This is a genomic window from Isoptericola sp. NPDC058082 (genome assembly GCF_042885055.1).
Classification (GTDB): Bacteria; Actinomycetota; Actinomycetes; order Actinomycetales; family Cellulomonadaceae; genus Isoptericola.
In genome coordinates this window covers 387,163-407,971 of record NZ_JBHVSQ010000002.1, presented here as the reverse complement: position 1 = coordinate 407,971, position 20,809 = coordinate 387,163, and the positions used below count along the sequence as shown (strand labels likewise).

Below are 20,809 nucleotides of genomic sequence, written 5' to 3'. Positions count from 1 at the left end.
TCAGCGCCGAACAGGCGGTTGCTCCCGTTCTCGCGCGTCACGGCGCGTGAGAGCGGGAGCAACCGCCTGTTCGGCGTTCGGAGGTCGGCTCAGGACGCCGGGGTGGGCGTCGGCGTGGCGGCGCCGTCCTGGGCGGAGCCGGACGACGAGCCGGAGCCCTGCTCGGCGTCGGGGGCGGTGCCCCCGGTCCCGGTCCCGGCACCCGTGTCGGTGCCGGTGTCGGTGCCCCCGCCGGTATCGTCGGAGCCGTCGGCGCCGTCACCGGTGCCGCCGTCCGAGCCGTCGGTGCCCGTGCCGGTGCCGTCGTCCGTGCCGCCGCCGGTGGTGCCGCCGGTGGACCCGTCGGTAGGCGTGTCCGTGCCGGAGTCGGTCCCGGGGTCGGTGCCGGTCGTGCCGTCCGGGGTGGACCCGTCGGTCGGCTGGTCCGTGCTCCCGTCGGTGGTGCCGGTCGTGGACTCGTCCGGGTCCCGGTCGGTGCCGGAGTCGTCCCCGGGCACGTTCGCCGGGTCCTCGGCGGGGCTGGTCGGGGTGGGCACGGTGGTCGAGTCGTCGGAGTCGTTCGAGGTACGGCTGATGCTCGTGCCCGACCCCTCCTGGCCGCGCACCGCGTCGGACAACGGCTTGCCGATGACGAGCTCGACGACCAGGACCACGCCCATGACGACGACGAACAGGGCGGCCGCCGACATCGCGAGCACCTTGCCCGTGCCGTGCTTCTCCACGAAGCGCAGCCAGGCGTTGCGAGGCTCGGGCTCCTCCCCCTCGGGGAGGTCGCCGTCGGGCCCCTCATCGTCGGAGCTCTCGCCGTCCGCGGACGCGAGCCCGGCGTCGACGGCGCCGACCGGTCCGAGGGGGCGGGTCTCCCCGAGCGGCGCGGTGGCGTCGAAGGGCTGCGTGCCGGGGACGGTGCCGTCGGCCAGCGTCTCCGTGACGGACCGTCGTTCGACGGTCGGCGCGTCGCCCGGGGTGCCCTCCGCCCGGGCGTCGGCGGCGTCCGACGTGCTGACCACGGTGCCCCGCGCCGTCGTGGCGGTGCCGGTGACGCGCATCGCGGCGGTGCGCGAGCGCGGGGCGGCAGGGCCGGTGCGGGCCACGACCTTGGTGACGACCGGCTTGAGCTGCTCGTGCGTCTTCTCGATCGAGCGGGTGTAGAGGAAGTTGCCGATGACCGTGACGACGCTCGCCAGGCCCGCGCCGATGATCGTCCCGGCGACGCCGAAGAAGGACATCAGCACCGTGGCGCTGACCGCGGCGAGGGCGCTCGCCACCACCTGGGTGAGCGAGAGCCGGGTCTTGGCGGGGGCTTCCTTCGCGTCGTCGTGCGGGTCGTCGACGGGGTCGCCCGGGGCGGGGTTGCGGGGGGAGGAAGAGGTCACGGAGCGTCGGGTCCAGGTCGGGGTCGTCTGTCCGACGCCCGCCGCACCCGCCGGCACGAGGGCCGCGCGCCGCGGGCTCCGGCGTCTGCCGCGGGCGTCCCCAGCAGCCTAGGCCGGGCGTGTGCAGGTCGCAGCGGGCCGTCGTGACCCGCCCCGAGAGGAAGCGCGAAGATCCTGTGATCCCGCAGGCCTGAGGTGGTGCGGGCGCTCGATCGGCTCTGTTCGTCGAGCGGGACGACGCCCCGTCGAGCGCCCGCACCGTCCCGGCGTGCTCAGGACGCGGCGGCGGCCTCCGCCGCGGCGAGCAGGATGCAGGTGGCGACGCCGTCCATCGCGACCCGCACCTCGTCCAGCGGGGGCATGGTCGGCGCGAGGCGCAGGTTCCGGTCGTCCGGGTCCTGGTGGTACGGGAACGTGGCGCCGGCCGGCGTGAGCGCGATGCCGGCCTCCTTGGCGAGCTGCACGACGCGCGCCGCGGTGCCGGGCACGACGTCGACGGAGACGAAGTACCCGCCGTCGGGCCGGGTCCAGGTGGCGACGCCGGCGTCACCGAGCCGCTCGTCGAGGATGTCGACGACGGCGCGGAACTTGGGCGCGAGGATCTCGCGGTGCTTGCGCATGTGGGCGCGCACGCCCTCCGCGTCGCCGAAGAACCGGACGTGCCGCAGGTGGTTGATCTTGTCCGGCCCGATCGAGCGGATGCCCAGGTGCTTCGTGAACCAGGCGACGTTGGCCGGGGACGCCGCGAAGAACGCGACCCCGGACCCGGCGAACGTGATCTTCGACGTCGACGCGTACAGGAGCACGCGGTCGGGGTTGCCGGCCTCCGCGGCGAGGTCGATCGCGTGCGCGGACTTCGCCTCGTGCTCCGTGAGGTGGTGCACGGCGTAGGCGTTGTCCCAGAAGATGCGGAAGTCGGGGGCGGCGGCGGGCATCGACACGAGGCGCCGGGCGACGGCCTCCGAGACGACCGAGCCGTCCGGGTTGGCGTACGTCGGCACGACCCACAGGCCCTTGACCGTCGGGTCGTCGGCGACCAGGGCGGCGACGGCCTCCGCGTCGGGGCCGTCGGGCGTCATCGGCACGGTGACCATGCGGATGCCGAGCTCCTCGCAGATCGCGAAGTGCCGGTCGTACCCGGGCACGGGGCAGACGAACGTGATCTGCTCCTCGCGTGACCAGGGCCGCTCGGAGCCGGGCACGCCGAACAGCAGGGCCTGCACGATCGTGTCGTACATCAGCGTCAGCGAGGCGTTCCCCTGCGCGAGGAGCTGGTCGACGGGCACGCCGAGCAGCTCGGCGAAGATGCGGCGCAGCTCGGGGAGCCCGGCGAGGCCGCCGTAGTTGCGCGTGTCCGTGCCGTCCTCGGCCGTGTGGTCGCCCTCGCCGGGCAGGGCCAGCAGCGGCTCGGAGAGGTCGAGCTGCTCGGCGGACGGCTTGCCCCGCGTGAGGTCGAGCCTCAGGCCGCGGGCCTGCAGGTCGGCGTACTGGCGGCGCAGGTCCTCGAGCCTCTCGGCGAGGCCGGCGGCCTGGGCGGCCTGGGCGGTGGACGACGGCGCGGTGGAACCCTCGGTGCTCACCCCACGGACCATACCGGCCGTGGGTCGGCTGCGGCAGGGCGTCCCACGACCGTGCGGCGACCGTGCGGCGAGCGGTCGGCGCGGCCGGTCAGCGCCGGCGGTCGAGCGCCCGCGCGAGCCGGCCCAGCGAGAGGTGCATGAAGCCCCGCAGGGCGAGCCCGACCAGCGGGGCGGTGACGGCCCGGGGGAGCGGCCCCGCGAGCCAGGCCTCCTCCCACCACACGACGCGGCAGCGGCCGGCATCCATCGGGACGACGTCGAAGCCCGCCTCGCCGAGCAGCACCCGCCCCAGCTTGCGCAGCCGGGTGCGCCCCACCCGTGCGGCGGCGGTGGAGGGTCGCTCCAGCCGCTCCACGACCATCCGGTCGACGATCACCAGGCGACCCAGGGTGCTGCCCGGGTCGCGCCGCGCGCCCGGGCCGCTCGCCATCGTGCAGCGGTCGCCCAGCTCGGGGCCGTGCCCCGCAGGGCTCTGGAGCCGGGTGGCGACCATCCAGCGGGGGTGGGTGCGCAGGTCCGCGACCCAGGCGAACGCGACGGACGCCTCGACCGGGACGACGCGCGCCACCTCGACGCGGTGCGCGGCGGTCGTGCCGGGTGCCGTCACGAGGCGTCGTCCTCCGCCGCGCCGCCGCGCCCCTTGCGGCGCGGCAGCCACCGGCTCGGCGACGTGCGCCGGGGCGCGTCGAGGGCGCGCAGCGTGGGGACGTCGTCGCCCGGCTCGAGCACGAGCTCCACGACGCGGGGGAAGTGCTCGGGCGGCGGGCCGAACGCGCGCCGCGACTGCGCCACGACGCCGTGCCCGAGCGCGCGCCCGCCCGCGACGCCCACCACGAACCCGACGCCGAACGGCAGCAGCCGCCCGAGCGCGAGCGAGCCCTGCTTGGCGACCTGCCGCTTGAGGAACTGGCGGGCGAGGGTCTTGTTGACCCGCTTGATCGTGGTCTGCGGCATGGACGTGAGCAGCACCTTGCCCCACGCCACGGAGGAGCCGCCGATCGCGTTCTCCACGTCCTTCGCGCCCCGGTCGCCCAGCACGGTGGCCAGGAGCAGGGCGCGACGCCGCGGCACGTCGTCGATCTCGATGCCGTGCACGTCGGCGACGGCGAGGGCGAACGCGGCCGACGCCCCGAAGAACGTCGCGACGTCGCCCGTGGTGAGGGCCGTCGCCGCGGCCGTCCCGACCGACGGCGCGGCGGCCGCCGCGCCCACGGCGCCCCCCGCCGTCGTCAGCAGGGTCAGGTACTCCTTCTCGAGGATGCGCACGATCCCGGCCGGGTCGGCCTCGGGGTTGCGCGCCCGCAGGCGGTCCACGTGCTTGTGGATCGCGGCGGACGGGATCGTCACGGCCTTGTCGAGGAGCGCGTCGAGCAGCGGCGTCGGCCGGTACCGCGCCCACTCCTCGCGGCGCGCGGCCGGGTCGCGGACCTCGGCGACCTCGTCGCCCGGCCCGTCGCCCGCCCCGTCCGGGCGCACGACCTCGTCGCCCGGCGTCGGGCCCTCGTCACCCCTGCCGCGCGCGGTCACGACGCGGCGTCCTCCGTGTCGCCCTGCGCCTCGTCGGGCGCCGGCTGCTCGAAGACCGCCGGCGGCACCAGCGCGCCCGCCTTGAGGGTGCGGCCCACGGTGCAGGCCCTGTCGATCGAGCGCTGCGCCAGCAGCAGGGTCTTGTTCCGCGTGGCCTCGTCGAGCCCCGAGAGGTCGATCTCGAAGCGCTCGGTGAGCACCGGGTAGCGGTCCTCGTCCAGGTCCTTCGCGTCCTCGACCCGGATCACGGCCTCGTACGCCTCGCCGAGCACCCGGGCGAACTTCGTGTCGCTGCTCATGCCCGCGCACGCGGCGAGCGCCACCTTGAGCAGCTCGCCCGGCGTGAAGACGGCGCCGGCCTCCACCGGTCCGATCTCCACGCTCGCGCCGCGGGCCGTGTGGCCGCGGTAGGTGCGGTTGCCGGTGCGCTCCACCCACAGCGGGTCGGTGGGCGACGGGGTCACGGGGGCTGCGGTGTCGGGCACGGTGCTCTGGTCCGTCATGAGGTGATCCTCCCACTGCTCGTCCGGGGAAGTCCGGGACGTCCCGAGGAGAACGTGCGGGCCACCCGTCCGATTCCGGTGTGGCCGGGGTCACACGCCGGAAGCTGTCACGGCCCGCCGCCGTCCCCGGTCGACAGGGTGCGGGGCGGCCACCGGGCCGCCCGCCGCAGGGACACCTCAGAAGCACCGCAGAGAGGACAGGCTCATGAAGATCGTGGTCGTCGGTGGGACGGGACTCATCGGGACGCAGGTCATCGCACACCTCACGGAGGCCGGGCACGACGCGGTCGCCGCCGCGCCCAGCACGGGCGTGGACACCCTGACCGGCGAGGGCGTGGACGCGGCGCTCGCGGGAGCCGACGTCGTCGTGGACGTGTCGAACTCGCCGTCGTTCGCGGACGACGACGTGCTGCGTTTCTTCACGACGTCGACGCGCACGCTGCTCGACGCCGAGAAGCGCGCCGGCGTGCGGCACCACGTGGTGCTCTCGATCGTCGGCACGGACCGCAACCCGGACTCCGGGTACCTGCGGGCGAAGGTGGCGCAGGAGGAGCTGGTGCGCTCCGGCGGCGTCCCGTGGACGGTCGTCCGCGCCACGCAGTTCTTCGAGTTCGCGCCGCGGATCGCCGACGGCGCCACGGTCGACGGGGAGGTGCGCATCCCGCCGGTCGGGTTCCAGCCGATCGCGTCGGCGGACGTGGCGCGGTTCGTGGCCGAGGCGGCCGCGGGGGATCCGCGCGACGGCGTCCTCGAGATCGCCGGGCCGGAGCGGGTCCGGTTCGACGAGTTCATCGCCGCGGCGCTCGCGGCGTCGGGAGACGCCCGCACGGTCGTGGCCGACCCGGCCGCGCCGTACTTCGGGGCCGTGCTCGCCGCCGACTCGATCGTGCCGCAGGGCGACGCCCGGCTCGGTGCGGTGACGTACGCCGACTTCGCCGGGGCGCGGGCGTAGCGTGGCCGCATGACGTCGCGTCCCGACGCGCCCGAGCGCCCCGGCCCCCTCGGCGACACCGGGGGCACCGGGGCGCTCGACGCGTTCCTCGCCGTGCGGCCGCAGCTGTTCGGCATCGCCTACCGGATGCTCGGGGGCGTCGCGGAGGCGGAGGACGTCGTGCAGGACGCCTGGCTGCGCTGGCAGGGCACGGACCGCGACCGGGTCCGGAACCCGGCGGCCTTCCTCACGACGGTGACGACGCGGCTCGCGATCAACGCGGCGACGTCGGCCCGCGCCCGGCGCGAGACGTACGTGGGCCCGTGGCTCCCCGAGCCGGTCGACACGTCCGACGACCCGGCGCTGGGTGCGGAGCGCGCGGAGGCCCTCGAGCTGGCGACCCTGCTGCTCATGGAGCGGCTCACGCCGGTGGAGCGGGCCGTGTACGTGCTGCGGGAGGCGTTCGGCTACCCGTACGGGCGGATCGCGGAGATCCTCGACCTCACCGAGGCGAACGCGCGCCAGCTCGCCCGCCGGTCGCGCGACCGGCTGGGCACTCGCGAGGCGGTGCCCGTCGACCCCGGCGAGCACCGGCGCCTGCTCGACGAGCTCGTGGCCGCCGCGCACGAGGGGGATCTCGCGCGCTTCGAGCGCTACCTGGCCGACGACGTCGTCGCGCGGCCCGACGGCGGCGGGCGGGTGCACGCGTCGCGCGTGGACCTGGTCGGCCTGGCGCGGGTGTCGCTCTTCCTCGACAACGTGTGGCGCAAGTTCTGGGACGCCGGCACGGTGCGCCCCGTCGAGGCGAACGGCCTGCCCGCCGTCGTGGTCGACCTGGACGGCGCACCGTTCGCCCTCCTCGCGCTCGACGTCGCCGACGGGCGGGTCCAGCACGTGTACGTCCAGGTCAACCCCGACAAGCTGACGGGCTACGCCACCGCCTCCTGAGCCGTGTCCTGCGCCGTGTCCGGAGCCGTGTCCCGGGCGGGCCCCACCGCCTCGCCGTCGGGCGTGGTGGCCGCGGCGAAGGCGGCCCGGGGCGTCTGCACCGACGCGAGGGAGACGACGTCGCGCCCGAAGGCCGCGGCGGTGAGCCAGACCGCGAGCACGCGGGCCTTGCGCTCCCACGTCGGGATGGCGAGCAGGTGGTACCCGCGGTGCATCAGCCACGCCAGGCGGCCGCGCAGGACCAGCCGGCGGAGCTGGAAGATGCCGGACCCCAGACCCAGCGTCGCGATCACGCCGAGGCCGCCGTGCACGTACGGCCGCGACGGGCGGCCGTGCAGGCTCGCGACCAGGTTCCGCGCCAGGCGCCGGCCCTGCCGGACCGCGTGCTGCGCGTTCGGCACGGCGAGCGCGCCGGGCCGCGCGACGGCGAGGTCCGGGACGGCGGCGCCGTCGCCCGCGGCCCACGCGTCGTCCACGGGCGCGTCGTCGGTGCCGACCCGCAGGTCGGGGCGCACGACGAGGTACCCCCGCCGGTCGACCGGCAGGTCGGTGTGCGTCGCGACCACCGGGTTCGCGGCGTTGCCCGCCGTCCACACCAGCAGGCCCGACGCGAACGACTCGCCCGTCGAGAGCCGGACGACGCCGCCGGCAGCGGACTCGAGGCCCGTGCCCAGGTGCACGCGCGCGCCACGTCGTTCGAGCTGCTCCACGACCCAGCGGCCGGGGCGGTCGGTCACCTCCGGCAGGATGCGGTCGCTCAGCTCCACGAGGTGGAACCGCAGCTCGGCGGCGTCGATCTCGGGGTACCGGGGGAGCAGGTCGTGGGCGAGCGACAGCAGCTCGGCGAAGCCCTCGACGCCGGAGAACCCGCCGCCGACGAACGTCACGGTCAGCAGCCGCTCCCGCTCCGGCCCGCGCGGCAGGCTCGCGGCCCGGTCGAACGACGTCAGCAGGCGGTCGCGGATGGCCACCGCCTCCTCGACGTGCTTCATCCCGATCGCGTGCTCCGCGACCCCGGGCACGGGGAAGACGCGCGTCACCGCGCCCGCCGTCACCACGACCGTGTCGTAGGGCAGGCGGTACGGCTCGCCCGAGCGCGGCCGCACGACGACGACCCGGTCCGCGTGGTCCACGCGCACCACCGACCCGTCGACCAGCCGCGCGCGGCGCAGGTGGCTGCGGTGGGCCACCGCCGCGTGCCGCGCCTCGACGGACCCGGCCACCACCTCCGGGAGGAACGGCTGGTAGGTCATGTACGGGCGCGGGTCGACGAGCACCAGCTCCACCTCCCCGCGCCGCAGCTCCCGCCGCAGCCCCTTCTCCAGCTCCCGGGCCGCCGTGAAGCCCGCGTAGCCGCCACCGACGATCACGATGCGTCGCATCACTGCCTCCTGTGCCGCGCCCGTCGGGCGCTCTCACCACGTCGACCGCGCAGCGGGGCACGGCGTGACGCTCGCGGGGTGTGACGTCGGAGACGTCCGTGCGGGCCTCAGGACGACGCGCCGCCCCGGGGCCGCGGCCGGCGTCCGAGGGGTCGTAGGGTTGCCGCATGGCTGCCATCCCCACCCCGTACGAGGACCTCCTGCGCGACGTGCTGGAGCACGGCACGCACAAGGCGGACCGCACGGGGACGGGCACGCGCAGCGTGTTCGGCCGGCAGATCCGCTACGACCTGCAGCAGGGGTTCCCGCTGATCACCACCAAGCGGGTGCACCTGAAGTCCGTGGCGTACGAGCTGCTGTGGTTCCTGCGCGGCGAGTCCAACGTGGGCTGGCTGCAGGAGCACGGCGTGACGATCTGGGACGAGTGGGCGTCGCCGGAGGGCGAGCTGGGGCCGGTGTACGGCGTGCAGTGGCGGTCGTGGCCGACGCCGGACGGGCAGCACGTGGACCAGATCGCGGGCGTGATCGACCAGATCAAGGTCAACCCCGACTCGCGCCGCCTCGTCGTCAGCGCGTGGAACGTGGCCGAGCTCGCCGACATGGCGCTGCCGCCGTGCCACCTGCTGTTCCAGTTCTACGTGGCCGACGGGAAGCTCAGCTGCCAGCTGTACCAGCGCTCCGCCGACCTGTTCCTCGGCGTGCCGTTCAACATCGCCTCCTACGCGCTGCTCACGCACATGGTGGCCGCGCAGACCGGGCTCGAGGTGGGGGAGTTCGTCTGGACGGGCGGCGACTGCCACGTCTACGACAACCACGAGGAGCAGGTCCGCACCCAGCTGGAGCGCGACCCCTACCCGTACCCGACGCTCCGCCTCGCACCCCGGGACTCGATCTTCGACTACGCGTACGAGGACATCGAGGTGCTCGGCTACCAGCACCACCCGGGCATCAAGGCCCCGGTCGCCGTCTGACCCCGGCGACGACGTGATCGGTCTGATCTGGGCCCAGGCGCGCGACGCCGCGGGCCGGCCCGTCATCGGTGCCGCAGGCGAGATCCCCTGGCGCGTGCCCGAGGACTTCGCGCACTTCAAGTCGACGACGGCGGGGCACCCCGTCGTCATGGGGCGCCGCACCTGGGAGTCGCTGCCGCGCCGCCCGCTGCCCGGACGCACCAACGTCGTCGTGACGCGGCGGCCGGGCTGGTCCGACGACGGCGCCGTCGTCGCAGGCTCCGTCGGCACGGCCCTGGCGCTCGCCGCCGCGGCTCCCGGCGGGGACGAGGTCTGGGTGATGGGCGGCGGCGAGGTCTACGCCGCGACGCTGGCGCTCGCGGACAGGCTCGTCGTCACCGAGGTCGACCTGGAGGTCGCGGGCGACGCGTTCGCCCCTGTCGTCGACGCCCTGACCTGGAAGATCGCCGACGACGGCGCGTGGGCGACGTCGTCCGGCCCGGGCGCACTGCGCCATCGCGTGCGCACCTACGCGCGCGCCCTCGGCACCGCCTGACAGCCGGCCCGCCCTCGAGGCGGTCGGCTCGCGAGGCGCGGGCCCTCCTCGTCTCCGGACGGCCCGGCAGGCCGTGGCGCGGGCGCGCTCCCACCGCGTCCAGGCATCGCCAGATCACGATCTCGACACCGATCGGTGGAAGGCGCTTGCCGATTCCGGTACCCGTCCGGTACGTTTCCGAGAAACCGGTTACCGGCGCGTTTCACCACGGAGCGCGGACAGCTCGAGGAAGAGCAGAGGGGCACGCCAATGGTGGTTGTGATGAACGAGGGGCTGCGGCGATGAGCGCGGTCACCGCCGCGAAGACCGCGGCTCCGACGACGCCGACGTCCGGTGGCGCGACGCCGGCGCGACCGGAGCGCAAGCGGGTGTCCGCGCTGTGGAAGCACAAGGCGCTCTACCTCATGGCCGTGCCGGGGATCCTGTACTTCCTGGTCTTCAAGTACGCGCCCATGGGTGGCCTGGTCATCGCCTTCCAGGACTACATGCCCTTCCTCGGCATCGGCGGCAGCCCGTGGGTCGGCTTCGACCACTTCGTGCGCTTCTTCTCCGAGGACACGTTCCTGGTGCTGCTGCGCAACACCGTGGTGATCTCGCTCCTGCTCCTGATCTTCTCGTTCCCGGTGCCGATCATCCTGGCGCTGCTGCTCAACGAGGTCCGCACCAAGGTCTTCCAGCGCAGCGTGCAGACGGTCATCTACCTGCCGCACTTCATGTCGTGGGTCATCGTCGCGTCGATCTTCTACGTGCTGCTCTCGACCGACGGCGGCGCGGTGAACAACCTCATCGTCGAGTGGGGCGGCCAGCCGGTCCCGTTCCTCACGGACCCCGACTGGCTGCGACCGCTGTACGTGGGCCAGGAGATCTGGAAGGGCGCCGGCTGGGGCACCATCGTGTACCTCGCCGCCATGACGGCGGTGGACACGCAGCTCTACGAGGCCGCAGAGCTCGACGGCGCGGGCCGCATGCGCCAGACGTGGCACATCACCCTGCCGGCCATCCGGCCCACCATCATCGTGATGTTCATCCTCGCCATCGGGGACTTCCTGGAGCTCGGCTTCGAGCACATGTTCCTCGTGATGAACTCGCTGAACCGGTCCGTGGGCGACATCTTCGACACCTACGTGTTCACCACGGGTATCCAGAACGGGCAGCTCAGCTACGCCGCCGCGGTCGGCCTCTTCAAGGGCCTCGTCGGCCTGATCCTCGTCGTCATGGCCAACCGGCTCGCGAAGAAGTTCGGCGAAGAGGGCGTCTACTGATGTTCTCGTTCGAGGGCTTCGTCCGGATCAACACGTTCCTGACCGGCGTGTACCGGTTCGCCTACCTCAACGTGCTCTGGCTCGCGACGACCGTCCTCGGGCTCGGCCTGTTCGGCGCCGGGCCGGCGTCGTACGCCCTGGCCCGGTACGTGGACGGCTGGTTCCGCCACGGCGAGACGCCGCCGGTCGCCCGGGCCTTCGTGGCCGGCGTCCGGGAACAACCGTGGCGCGCCATGGTCGTCAGCTGGATCCTCGCGGGCGCGGGCGCCGTCATCGTCACCAACGTCTTCCGTGCCCCGAGCTGGACCGTGCAGGCGCTGAACGTCGTGGCGCTCGTCGTGCTCGCCGTCGCCGCCGCGTACGTGTACCCGGTCATGGTCGCGACCGACGTCGCGCCCGTCGGCCGGCAGCTCGCGAGCGCGCTGCTGATCGGCTTCGGCTCGCTGCACTGGACCATCCTCGGCACCACCGCCGTCGCCCTCACGGGCTGGCTGCTGTGGCAGTTCGCGTCGCCGTTGCTCGTGCTGTTCGGGGTGGGGATCCCGGCCTGCGCTGTCGGCGTCGTCACCCGCATCGTCTTTCGTCCCCTGGCGCAGGTCCCGGAACAGCCGGACACCCACGCGCCGTACCGCAGTTCCATCGACGCGCCTGTGACGGAGCAGGTGGCATGAGAAAGAGGAGTCGCACCATGAGGAGAGGCATGTTCGTCAAGGGCGCGGCGGCGGCAGCCGTCGCCGCGCTGGCCCTGACCGCCTGCGGCAACGGCGGGTCCGGCGACGAGGCCGAGGCCGACGACGGCCCCATCAGCTGGATGACGATGCTCCACACGCCGACGACGCCGGAGAAGGACGGCGTCATCGAGTCGGCGCTCGAGGAGTACACGGGCCAGAAGTTCGACATGCAGTGGGTGCCGGACGCCTCGAAGGAGGAGAAGATCAACTCCGCCCTGGCGTCGGGCAAGCTCGCCGACATCGTGTCCCTCACGATGACCGACAGCACCCAGGTGCGGCAGGCGCTCGGCTCCGGGCAGTTCTGGGACGTCGAGAGCTACCTCGCCGACTACCCGAACCTGGCGAAGATCGACCCCGACACGCTCGAGGCCGCGAAGCTCGACGGCAAGCTCTACGGGGTGCCGTTCCAGAAGATCAAGGCGCGCTACGGCGTCCTGGTGCGCCAGGACTGGCTGGACAGCCTCGGCCTCGAGGTGCCGCATACGATCGACGACCTCACGAAGGTGGCCGAGGCGTTCACGACGGACGACCCGGACGGCAACGGCAAGGACGACACCACCGGGTTCATCGACCGCGAGGAGAGCTTCCTCGTCGGGTTCCGGTCGCTCTCCGGATACTTCGGCGCGGGCGACAAGTTCGAGGTCACCGCCGACGGCCAGGTCGTGCCCGCGTTCACCACCGACGCCTTCAAGGAGGCGATGGAGTGGTACCGCGGCGTGTACGAGAAGGGCGCCGTGAACCAGGAGTTCGTCACCGTCCAGAAGCAGAACCAGCAGGACGCGATCGCCCGCGGCAAGGGCGGCATCGTCGTCACCGGCCTGTTCGAGGCGAAGAACTACATGGCCCTCGCGGAGAGCGCGGACCCGAAGACGCCCATGAAGTGGGCGCTGGTCAACGACATGCACACCGCTGACGTCGAGCACCGCATCCTCACCGACACGGGCGGCGGCATGGGCGGCTGGCTCGCCATCCCGAAGACCGAGGTGAAGAACGAGGCCGAGCTCAAGAAGGTCCTCTCGTTCATCGACAAGCTGCTGGACGAGGAGGCCTTCGGCCTCATGACCAACGGCATCGAGGACACGCACTACACGATCGACGGCGACGGCGTCGTGACGATCACCGACCAGACGGCGTGGGAGCAGGAGGTGCAGCCGTACTCGTCGTCCCGGCCCTCGGAGAAGGTCGTGACGTACAAGAGCACCGCGCCGTACGTCGACGAGGCGAACGAGAAGATGGCGGAGCAGGAGCCCGCCGTCGTCATCAACCCGGCGCAGTCGCTGTCGTCGGACACGTTCGACCGGCAGTGGTCGACCATCGAGGAGCAGGTCAACGACGCGTACAACCGGTACCTCACCGGGCAGATCGAGATGGCCGACTACGAGGCCGTGATCGAGGGGCTCCGCGGCCAGGGCCTCGACCAGATCATCGAGGAGTACTCCGCCGCGTACGCCAAGGTGAACGGCTGACCACCCCCTGATGCCGTGAGCGGGCGTCCGGCCCCTGTTCCGCCCCGTTCCGGGGCCGGACGCCCGCTCGCAGCACCGGGCACGACGACGACCGAGAGGCCACACGTGCACACCCTCGACGAGACCCTCGCCACGGCCACGTTCCAGGCGGCGATCGACGACGCCGCGGCCGCCGGCGGCGGCACCGTGGTGGTGCCCGCCGGAACCCATCGCACCGGGGCCCTGCGCCTGCGCTCCCACGTGGAGCTGCACCTCGAGGCGGGCGCGCTCCTCCAGTTCGTGCCCGACCCCGCGCTGTACCCGCCGGTCGACGCCCGCTGGGAGGGCGCCCCGGCCACGATCCACTCCCCGTGCCTGTACGCGGCGGGCGAGACGGACGTCGCGATCACCGGCTTCGGCACCATCGACGGCGGCGGCGCCCCCTGGTGGGACACCTTCCGTCACGACCGGGCGTCGCTGGCCCACCCGCGGCCCACGCTCGTCGGCCTGCACGACTGCACGCGGGTCACGGTGCGCGACGTGCGCCTGACCAACTCCCCGAGCTGGACGGTGCACCCGCTGCGGTGCGACGGCGTCACCATCTCCAACGTCGTCATCGTCAACCCGCCGGACTCGCCCAACACGGACGGCATCGACCCCGAGTCGTGCCGCAACGTGCGGATCAGCGACTGCCACATCGACGTCGGCGACGACTGCGTGGTCCTCAAGGCGGGCACCGAGCGCGACCCGGAGCGGATCGCCTGCGAGAACGTCGCCATCACCAACTGCACGATGGTGCACGGCCACGGCGGCGTCGTCATCGGGTCCGAGATGAGCGGCGGCGTGCGGGACGTCGTCATCAGCAACTGCGTCTTCGAGGGCACCGACCGCGGCATCCGCATCAAGTCGCGCCGCGGGCGCGGGGGCGTGGTCGAGGACGTCCGCGTGACGAACGTCGTGATGCGGGGCGTCATGACCCCGTTCGTCATCAACCCCTTCTACTTCTGCGGGCCCGACGGCAAGGAACCCCACGTCGCGGACCGCGCCCCGCACCCGGTGGGCGACGCGACGCCCGTGTTCCGCCGCATCCACCTGACGCACATCACCGCGCGTGACGTGCACGCCGCCGCCGGTCACCTCTACGGCCTGCCCGAGCAGCCCCTGACGGACGTGACGCTCGACGACGTCACGATCTCCTACGCCGCCGACGCCGTGCCCGGCGTGCCCGCGATGGCCGACGGCGTGCCGGAGATGCGACGCGCAGGCCTCCACCTGGGCTTCGTCGCCGACTCCGACGTGTCGCGCGTGCGCATCGAGGGCTGCGAGGGCCCGGGCGTCGTCGTCGAGGAGAGCCCGACGCTGCGGCTGACGGAGGTGCGGGTCGATGGCGAGCGTCTCGATGCGTGACCGGGTGCGTGAGCCCGTGCGCGCCGGCGCGGCGCCGGACGGCCACGGGCCGACGATCCGGCGCACGGCCGAGACCTGGGTGACCGTCGCGGGCATGGTGACGTCGGCGGTCTTCCTCGGCGGGTTCGCGCTGGTGATGAACCGGGCGGACGAGCAGACGTTCCTCGACGCGGTGTACCCCGCGATGACGGGCGCGGGCATGCAGGTCGAGGCCGCGGACGCCTACGACGCCGCGCGCACGCTCGCCGCGTGGTTCGGCCTGACGCTCGTCGTCGTGCTGCTCGTCGCCGCCGCCGGGATCTACGTCGCCCACCGCCGTCCCGCCCGCCGGTCGACCGGCTGGTGGTTCCTCGGGGCGGGGCTGGCGTGCCTGTTCGGCAGCCAGCTCGTCCTCTACCCGATCGCCTTCCTCTTCTTCGTCGCCGCGGGGCTGTTCGCCGTGCGGCCGACCGACCCGCCCGCCGGCTCCACCGCCGCGCGGGCCACCGACCGCACGTCCGAGACCGGGAGCACCTCATGAGCAAGACCCTCGCAGCGCCGCGAGCCGCCACCCGTGAGCGCAGCCGCATCCACCGGCCCACCACCGGGATGCGCGTGTTCCGGGTGGTGAACGTCATCGTCCTGAGCGCCTTCGCGCTGATCTGCGTCCTGCCGTTCATCAACGTGCTGGGCAGCTCGCTGGCGACGCCGGGCGAGCTCGCGACCCGCCCGTTCGTGCTCATCCCGCAGACGTTCACGCTCGACGCCTACCGGTACATCCTGTCGACGTCGACGATCTTCCGGGCCATGGGCGTCTCGGTGTTCGTCACCGTGGTCGGTACCTTCGTCAGCCTGCTGCTGACGTCGCTGATGGCCTACGCGCTGTCGAAGCGGTACCTCAGGGGCCGCCGCGTCATCAACTTCCTCGTGGTGTTCACGATGCTGTTCAGCGGCGGCATGATCCCCACGTTCATCGTGGTGAACAGCCTCGGGCTCATCGACTCGCTGTGGTCGCTGATCCTGCCGGTGGCGATCAACGCGTTCAACTTCGTCATCATGCGCAGCTTCTTCCAGGGCATCCCGGACAGCCTGGAGGAGGCCGCCCGCATCGACGGCTGCTCCGACCTGGGCGTGTTCCTGCGCATCGTCCTGCCGCTGTCGCTCGCGTCGATCGCCACCATCGGCCTCTTCTACGCCGTCTACTACTGGAACACGTACCAGGCCGCGATCCTCTACATCAACGACTCCACGAAGTGGCCGATCCAGGTGCTGCTGCGCCAGATCGTCATCGTCGCGAGCGGCATGAACGCCGACGAGAGCGCTGTGGACGTCGTGCCGCCGGCGCAGTCGGTGAAGATGGCCGTCATCTTCGTCGCGACGCTGCCGATGCTGATCGTCTACCCGTTCGTCCAGCGGTTCTTCGTCAAGGGCGCGCTGATCGGCTCCGTGAAGGGCTGACGGGGCCCGGGCGGTGCCGAGCCCACCCACCGAAACGACCTGCGACGAGGCAGGTGCGACGAGAGGAGACGCATGATGCGACGAGTCCCGGTAGGGGGACCACGACGGGCCGGTCGGGCCGGCGCGGTCGGGGCCGTGCTGGTGACGGCCCTGGCCCTCACCGCGTGCGGCGGCGGGTCGGGCGGGGGCGGTGAGGCGGGCGCCGAGGGGCCGATCACCTGGATGGCCACGCTCCACACGCCGACGACGCCGGAGGCGGACGGCCCGATCGAGTCCGCCCTGGAGGAGCACACGGGCGAGGAGCTGGAGGTGAGCTGGGTGCCGGCGGCGTCGTCGGCGGAGAAGCTCAACGCCGCCCTGTCCACGGGCAAGCTGGCCGACATCGTGTCGATGGCCCCGGCGGACAGCGCGCTCGTGCGGCAGTCGCTGAAGTCGGGCATGTTCTGGGACGTCGAGGACTACCTGGCGGACTTCCCGAACCTGTCGAAGATCGACGAGCAGACGACGGCCTCCGCCCGGATCGACGGCCACCTGTACGGCGTGCCGGTCCAGAAGAACAAGGCGCGCTACGGCGTCCTGGTGCGCCAGGACTGGCTGGACAACCTCGGGCTGGACGTGCCGCACACGATCGACGACCTGACGGCGGTGGCCGAGGCGTTCACGAAGGACGACCCGGACGGCAACGGCAAGGACGACACCACCGGCTTCCTCGACCGCGAGGAGAGCTTCGACCTGGGCTTCCGCTCCCTGAGCGGCTACTTCGGAGCGGGCGACGACTTCACGGTGGACGACGCCGGCCAGGTGCACGCGGTCTTCGCGAGCGACGAGTTCAAGAGCGCCATGGAGTGGTACCGCGGCGTCTACGAGGCGGGGGCGGTGAACCAGGAGTTCGTCACGATGCAGAAGACGAACCAGCTCGACGCCATCGCGCAGGGCAAGGGGGGCATCGTCGTCACCGGCCTCTTCGAGGCGAAGGGCTACCTCGCGACCGCCCAGGACAGCAACCCCGAGACGCCGATGGAGTGGGCCCTCGTCAACGACATGACGCAGGGCGACGTGCCGCGGCGGATCCTCACCGACACGGGCGGCGGCATGGGCGGCTGGCTCGCGTTCCCCAAGGAGTACGTGAAGTCCGAGGCGGAGCTGAAGAAGGTCCTCGGGTTCGTCGACAAGCTGCTCGACGAGGAGGCCTACGGCCTCATGACCAACGGCATCGAGGGCACGCACTACGAGGTCGACGGCGACGGCGTGGTCTCGATCACCGACCAGACCCTCTGGGAGCAGGAGGTGCAGCCGTACGCGTCGTCGCGCCCGTCCGAGAAGGTCGTGACGTACAAGAGCGCCGAGCCGTACGTCGACGAGGGCAACGAGAAGATGGCGGAGAACGAGGAGTACTCCGTCGTCAACCCGACGCAGTCGCTGACCTCGGAGACGTACGACCGGCAGTGGACCACGCTCTACGGCGAGGCCAAGGACGCGTACAACCAGTACCTCGTCGGCCAGATCGACATGGCGGAGTACGAGGCGCTCGTCGACGGTCTCGGGGGCCAGGGGCTCGACCAGATCCTCGAGGAGTTCACGGCCTCCCACGCCGAGGTGAACGGCTGACGCCCGCCGGCTGACGCCGCCCCACCCTGGCCGAGCCCGTCGGGACCCTTGGTCCCGGCGGGCTCAGCCGTCGCTCGGGGCGAAGGCGGCGTGGAACGTCCACCGCGGGTCGAGGGTCTCCCCGAAGCCCTGCGACTGGACGGCGAGCGTGCCGTCGTCGGCGAGGGCCAGACGCAGCCGGAGCGTGGCCAGCTCGTCGCCGTGCGTCCCCGCGCGCACGTCGAGGGTGCCGGGGGCGGACCAGCCGGCCGTGACGACCGCCGGCTCGGCGCCGATCGCGGTCGTCAGCGGGCCGGCGGTGTCGAGCGTGATCGACCAGCCGTCGGACGACGCGAGGGTGCCGCCGCGGGCCCCGACGGCGAGCGTGAGCTCCGCCGGACCCGCGCCCGGGGTGCGGCTGGTCCAGGTGCCGCCCAGCGGGCGGACGTGTGCGGCGTCGTGCCGTGGGGCGGGCCAGGCGAGCGTCGTGACGGCGGCAGCGGCCGGAGGCGCGGCGGCGCCCCGGCCCGCCCGCGCCAGCCCGCGCGCGGGCTCGACGAGGTGGTCGAGGACGAGGTCGAGCAGCTTCTGGTCGCCGCTCGCCGCGGCCTGGGAGTCGGCCGTGACGACCACGGCGACCCGCAGCTCCGGGTCGCCGTAGACGATCTGCCCGCCCAGGCCGAACATCAGCCAGCCGCCGACGGGCGGCAGCCACAGCTGGTACCCGTACCCCGCGCGGAAGGGTCCGCCCCACGTCTGCGTGGCGGGGTGCGACTGCGGCGCCGTCGCGGCCGCGAGGTAGTCGGCCGGGAGCAGCCGCGCGCCGTCGTGCACGCCGCCGTCGTTCAGGAGCCGGGCGAGCCGTGCCAGGTCGTCGGGGGTGCAGATCAGGCCGGAGCCGCCGTGGCTGAAGCCGTCGGGGCCGGGCAGGAAACGCAGGCCGGGGGAGACCCCGAGCGGGTCGAGCACCCGCGGGCGCAGGTAGTCGGCGAGCGTGCCGCCGGCGGTCCGCTCCACCAGCGCGGCCAGCGTGTACGACGCGCTGGTGTCGTACGTGAACAGGGTGCCCGGCGGGTGCGTGGGCCCGACGCGGAAGTACGACTCCAGCCAGCCGCCCTCGCGGACCTTGTACGTCGTCGAGCGGTGCGGGCCGACCATCGCCAGCATGTGCCGCAGGGTCGTGGCCTCGAGCCAGGGGTGGGCGGGGTGGCCGTCGACGAGGTCCGGGAAGTGCTTCACCACGGGGTCGTCGAGGGAGAGGCTCCCCTCCGCGGCGAGCAGCCCGACGGCCAGGCCCGTGACCGTCTTGGACACCGAGTACATCCGCTGCGGGACGTCGTGGCCTCGGGTCGGGGCGCTGGCCGCGACCGGTCGGTCGTCGCCCACGCGCACGTCGACGGTGTGCAGGGCGATGTCGAGCGCGACGGCGCGCTCGACGAGCGGGATCAGGTCGATCATGCGGTCAGCCTAGTAACCGCTTTCCGGTCGTGACCAGGGCCCTCGCCGCGCCCGTGGGGGTCGCGGCGAGGACCCGGCTCAGACCAGGTCGCGGACGGCGGCGTACTGCTCGCGCACCACGGGCCGCGGGTCGGCGTCGAGGGTGGTGGCGACCGTCGTCGACCAGGAGGGCGCCGCGGCGGCCGGGTCGGCGGCCGCCGAGAGCACCCATGCGGCCTGGCGCGCGGCGCCGTCGGCCACGTACTCGCCCGGCTCGGGCACGCCGATCGAGAGGCCGAAGACCTGCGTGGCCACCTGCTGCACCGCGGGGGACTGCGCGGCGCCGCCGATGAGCATGACGCGCTCGATCGGCACGCCCTGGGCGCGCAGCGCGTCGAGCCCGTCGGCCAGGCCGCAGAGCATGCCCTCGACGTACGCGCGGGCGAGGTGCTCGCGGGTGGACGTCGCGAGGCGGACGCCGTGCAGCGTGCCGGTGGCGTCGGGGCGGTTGGGGGTGCGCTCGCCCTCGAGGTAGGGCACGAGGACGAGGCCGTCGGCGCCCGCGGGTGCAGCCAGCGCGAGGTCGGCGAGCTCGTGCACGTCGACGCCGAGCACGGCCCGGGCGGCGTCGAGCACGCGGGCCGCGTTGAGCGTCACCGCGAGCATGAGCGCGTTGCCGGTGGCGTCGGCGAAGCCGTTGATGGCGCCGGAACCGTCGGCCGTGCGCGTCGGCGCGACCGCGGACACGACGCCCGAGGTGCCGATCGAGATCGCGATGTCGCCGGGCGTCATGCCCAGTGCGAGCGCGGCGGCCGCGTTGTCGCCGGCGCCGGGGCCGATGAGGGCCCCGCCGTCGACGTCGGCGCCGGCGACGGACGCGTGCGCGACGCCGCCCGACTCGGCCGGGCCGAGCACGCGGGGGAGCGTGACGTCGTCGCGCCCCAGGGCGAGCTTGAGCAGGTCGGGCCGGTAGGCGCCCGCGCCGCCGTCCGCCTCGGCGTCGTAGTAGCCGGTGCCGGAGGCGTCGGAGCGGTCGGTGAAGAGGGCGTCGAGCTGCGGGCCGAGCGGCGACTCGCCCTCGGGCCCGTAGCCGGCGATGCGCCAGCTCAGCCAGTCGTGGGGGAGCGCGACGGCCGCCACGCGTGCGGCGTTGTCGGGCTCGGCGTCCCGCAGCCAGCGCACCTTGGTGACGGTGAGGGACGCGACGAGCACGGAGCCGACGGCGTCGGCCCAGGCCTGGGCGCCGGCCTCGCGGTCGCCGTCGCCGAGCTCGGCGATCAGGTCCTCGGCCGCCGCGGCGGAGCGGGTGTCGTTCCACAGGATGGCGTCGCGGACCACGCGCCCCTCGGCGTCGAGCGCGACGAGGCCGTGCTGCTGGCCGCCGACGGCGATCGCGGCGACGTCGTCGAGGCCGCCGGCCTCCTGCGCCGCGGCGCGGAACGCGTCCCACCAGTGCTGCGGGTCGATCGACGTGCCGTCGGGGTGCTTGGCCGTGCCGGAGCGTACGATCCGCCCGGTCTCGGCGTCGCGGACGACGATCTTGCAGGACTGCGTGGACGTGTCCACGCCGGCGACGAGGGGCATCGTTGCTTCCTTCGAGGTCTCTCTGGGTGGGACGAGGACACCGGCCCGGCGTCCTCGCTGGTCGAGCCTGTCGAGACCGTTTTTCTACCAGGTCTCCCCAGAGGTTTTACCTACGTGTTGTTCCCCCATGCGGTTTTGTCCCCCTAGCTTGTTCCGCCGCCCCCAA

Annotated in this window: 19 protein-coding genes; 11 read left to right on the top strand and 8 right to left on the bottom strand. The window is 73.3% G+C overall.

All coding sequences use genetic code 11. The annotated features are described in order from the left end of the window. Positions 1-89 precede the first annotated feature (89 nt). The 5 genes from ACFVS0_RS04825 to ACFVS0_RS04805 form a co-directional block, all read right to left on the bottom strand. On the bottom strand, positions 90-1,376 hold the full coding sequence (locus ACFVS0_RS04825; protein ID WP_430587317.1) for a hypothetical protein: 1,287 nt from the start codon (positions 1,374-1,376) through the stop codon (positions 90-92). Positions 1,377-1,648: 272 nt separating this feature from the next. Next, positions 1,649-2,968 carry an aminotransferase class I/II-fold pyridoxal phosphate-dependent enzyme gene (locus tag ACFVS0_RS04820; protein ID WP_430587316.1) on the bottom strand — a complete coding sequence of 440 codons (1,320 nt, stop codon included), beginning with the start codon at positions 2,966-2,968 and terminating at the stop codon, positions 1,649-1,651. 76 nt (positions 2,969-3,044) lie between these two features. Further along, positions 3,045-3,563, bottom strand: a complete 519-nt coding sequence (locus tag ACFVS0_RS04815; RefSeq protein ID WP_430587315.1) for an SRPBCC family protein — start codon at positions 3,561-3,563, stop codon at positions 3,045-3,047. Next, positions 3,560-4,483 (bottom strand): hypothetical protein, encoded by a 924-nt coding sequence (locus ACFVS0_RS04810; RefSeq protein WP_430587314.1) that lies wholly within the window; start codon positions 4,481-4,483, stop codon positions 3,560-3,562. Before ACFVS0_RS04810 ends, ACFVS0_RS04815 begins: the two co-directional genes overlap by 4 nt. Beyond that, positions 4,480-4,986 (bottom strand): OsmC family protein, encoded by a 507-nt coding sequence (locus ACFVS0_RS04805; RefSeq protein ID WP_430548675.1) that lies wholly within the window; start codon positions 4,984-4,986, stop codon positions 4,480-4,482. Before ACFVS0_RS04805 ends, ACFVS0_RS04810 begins: the two co-directional genes overlap by 4 nt. A gap of 205 nt (positions 4,987-5,191) precedes the next feature. On the opposite strand from ACFVS0_RS04805, the gene ACFVS0_RS04800 reads away from it, so the two are divergent. Both ACFVS0_RS04800 and sigJ read left to right on the top strand, forming a co-directional pair. Then, positions 5,192-5,938 carry an SDR family oxidoreductase gene (locus tag ACFVS0_RS04800; RefSeq protein ID WP_430565008.1) on the top strand — a complete coding sequence of 249 codons (747 nt, stop codon included), beginning with the start codon at positions 5,192-5,194 and terminating at the stop codon, positions 5,936-5,938. A 9-nt stretch (positions 5,939-5,947) separates the two neighbouring features. After that, entirely contained in the window at positions 5,948-6,865 is a 918-nt protein-coding gene (gene sigJ, locus ACFVS0_RS04795; RefSeq protein ID WP_430584552.1) for an RNA polymerase sigma factor SigJ, read from the top strand. Here the strand turns inward: sigJ and ACFVS0_RS04790 are convergent. Further along, the gene (locus ACFVS0_RS04790; RefSeq protein ID WP_430587313.1) at positions 6,847-8,247 is read right to left on the bottom strand and encodes an NAD(P)/FAD-dependent oxidoreductase; all 1,401 of its coding nucleotides are present in this window, start codon (positions 8,245-8,247) and stop codon (positions 6,847-6,849) included. The genes sigJ and ACFVS0_RS04790 overlap by 19 nt on opposite strands. A gap of 167 nt (positions 8,248-8,414) precedes the next feature. Here ACFVS0_RS04790 and ACFVS0_RS04785 point away from each other — a divergent pair, with 167 nt between their 5' ends. From ACFVS0_RS04785 to ACFVS0_RS04745, 9 genes are all read left to right on the top strand, one after another. Beyond that, on the top strand, positions 8,415-9,218 hold the full coding sequence (locus ACFVS0_RS04785) for a thymidylate synthase (RefSeq protein WP_430548679.1): 804 nt from the start codon (positions 8,415-8,417) through the stop codon (positions 9,216-9,218). Positions 9,219-9,231: 13 nt separating this feature from the next. Continuing rightward, positions 9,232-9,753, top strand: coding sequence for a dihydrofolate reductase (locus tag ACFVS0_RS04780; protein ID WP_430587312.1), 522 nt, complete (start codon positions 9,232-9,234; stop codon positions 9,751-9,753). A 281-nt stretch (positions 9,754-10,034) separates the two neighbouring features. Further along, positions 10,035-11,015, top strand: coding sequence for an ABC transporter permease (locus ACFVS0_RS04775; protein WP_430584555.1), 981 nt, complete (start codon positions 10,035-10,037; stop codon positions 11,013-11,015). Then, positions 11,015-11,686 (top strand): YesL family protein, encoded by a 672-nt coding sequence (locus ACFVS0_RS04770; RefSeq protein ID WP_430548682.1) that lies wholly within the window; start codon positions 11,015-11,017, stop codon positions 11,684-11,686. Before ACFVS0_RS04775 ends, ACFVS0_RS04770 begins: the two co-directional genes overlap by 1 nt. Positions 11,687-11,703: 17 nt before the next feature. Further along, positions 11,704-13,212 carry an extracellular solute-binding protein gene (locus ACFVS0_RS04765; protein WP_430548683.1) on the top strand — a complete coding sequence of 503 codons (1,509 nt, stop codon included), beginning with the start codon at positions 11,704-11,706 and terminating at the stop codon, positions 13,210-13,212. 105 nt (positions 13,213-13,317) lie between these two features. Further along, a complete protein-coding gene (locus tag ACFVS0_RS04760; protein ID WP_430548684.1) occupies positions 13,318-14,598 on the top strand; it encodes a glycoside hydrolase family 28 protein in 1,281 nt (426 codons plus the stop codon). Beyond that, on the top strand, positions 14,576-15,118 hold the full coding sequence (locus ACFVS0_RS04755; protein WP_430584558.1) for a hypothetical protein: 543 nt from the start codon (positions 14,576-14,578) through the stop codon (positions 15,116-15,118). The genes ACFVS0_RS04760 and ACFVS0_RS04755 overlap by 23 nt, the downstream gene beginning before the upstream one ends. Continuing rightward, the gene (locus ACFVS0_RS04750) at positions 15,115-16,035 is read left to right on the top strand and encodes a carbohydrate ABC transporter permease (RefSeq protein WP_430565015.1); all 921 of its coding nucleotides are present in this window, start codon (positions 15,115-15,117) and stop codon (positions 16,033-16,035) included. Before ACFVS0_RS04755 ends, ACFVS0_RS04750 begins: the two co-directional genes overlap by 4 nt. Before the next feature lie 135 nt (positions 16,036-16,170). Beyond that, the gene (locus ACFVS0_RS04745; protein WP_430587311.1) at positions 16,171-17,643 is read left to right on the top strand and encodes an extracellular solute-binding protein; all 1,473 of its coding nucleotides are present in this window, start codon (positions 16,171-16,173) and stop codon (positions 17,641-17,643) included. 63 nt (positions 17,644-17,706) lie between these two features. Here the strand turns inward: ACFVS0_RS04745 and ACFVS0_RS04740 are convergent, their stop codons facing one another. Beyond that, positions 17,707-19,080 (bottom strand): serine hydrolase domain-containing protein, encoded by a 1,374-nt coding sequence (locus ACFVS0_RS04740; RefSeq protein ID WP_430587310.1) that lies wholly within the window; start codon positions 19,078-19,080, stop codon positions 17,707-17,709. Positions 19,081-19,158: 78 nt separating this feature from the next. Further along, the gene (gene xylB, locus ACFVS0_RS04735; RefSeq protein WP_430587309.1) at positions 19,159-20,643 is read right to left on the bottom strand and encodes a xylulokinase; all 1,485 of its coding nucleotides are present in this window, start codon (positions 20,641-20,643) and stop codon (positions 19,159-19,161) included. Between the last annotated feature and the right edge of the window lie 166 nt (positions 20,644-20,809).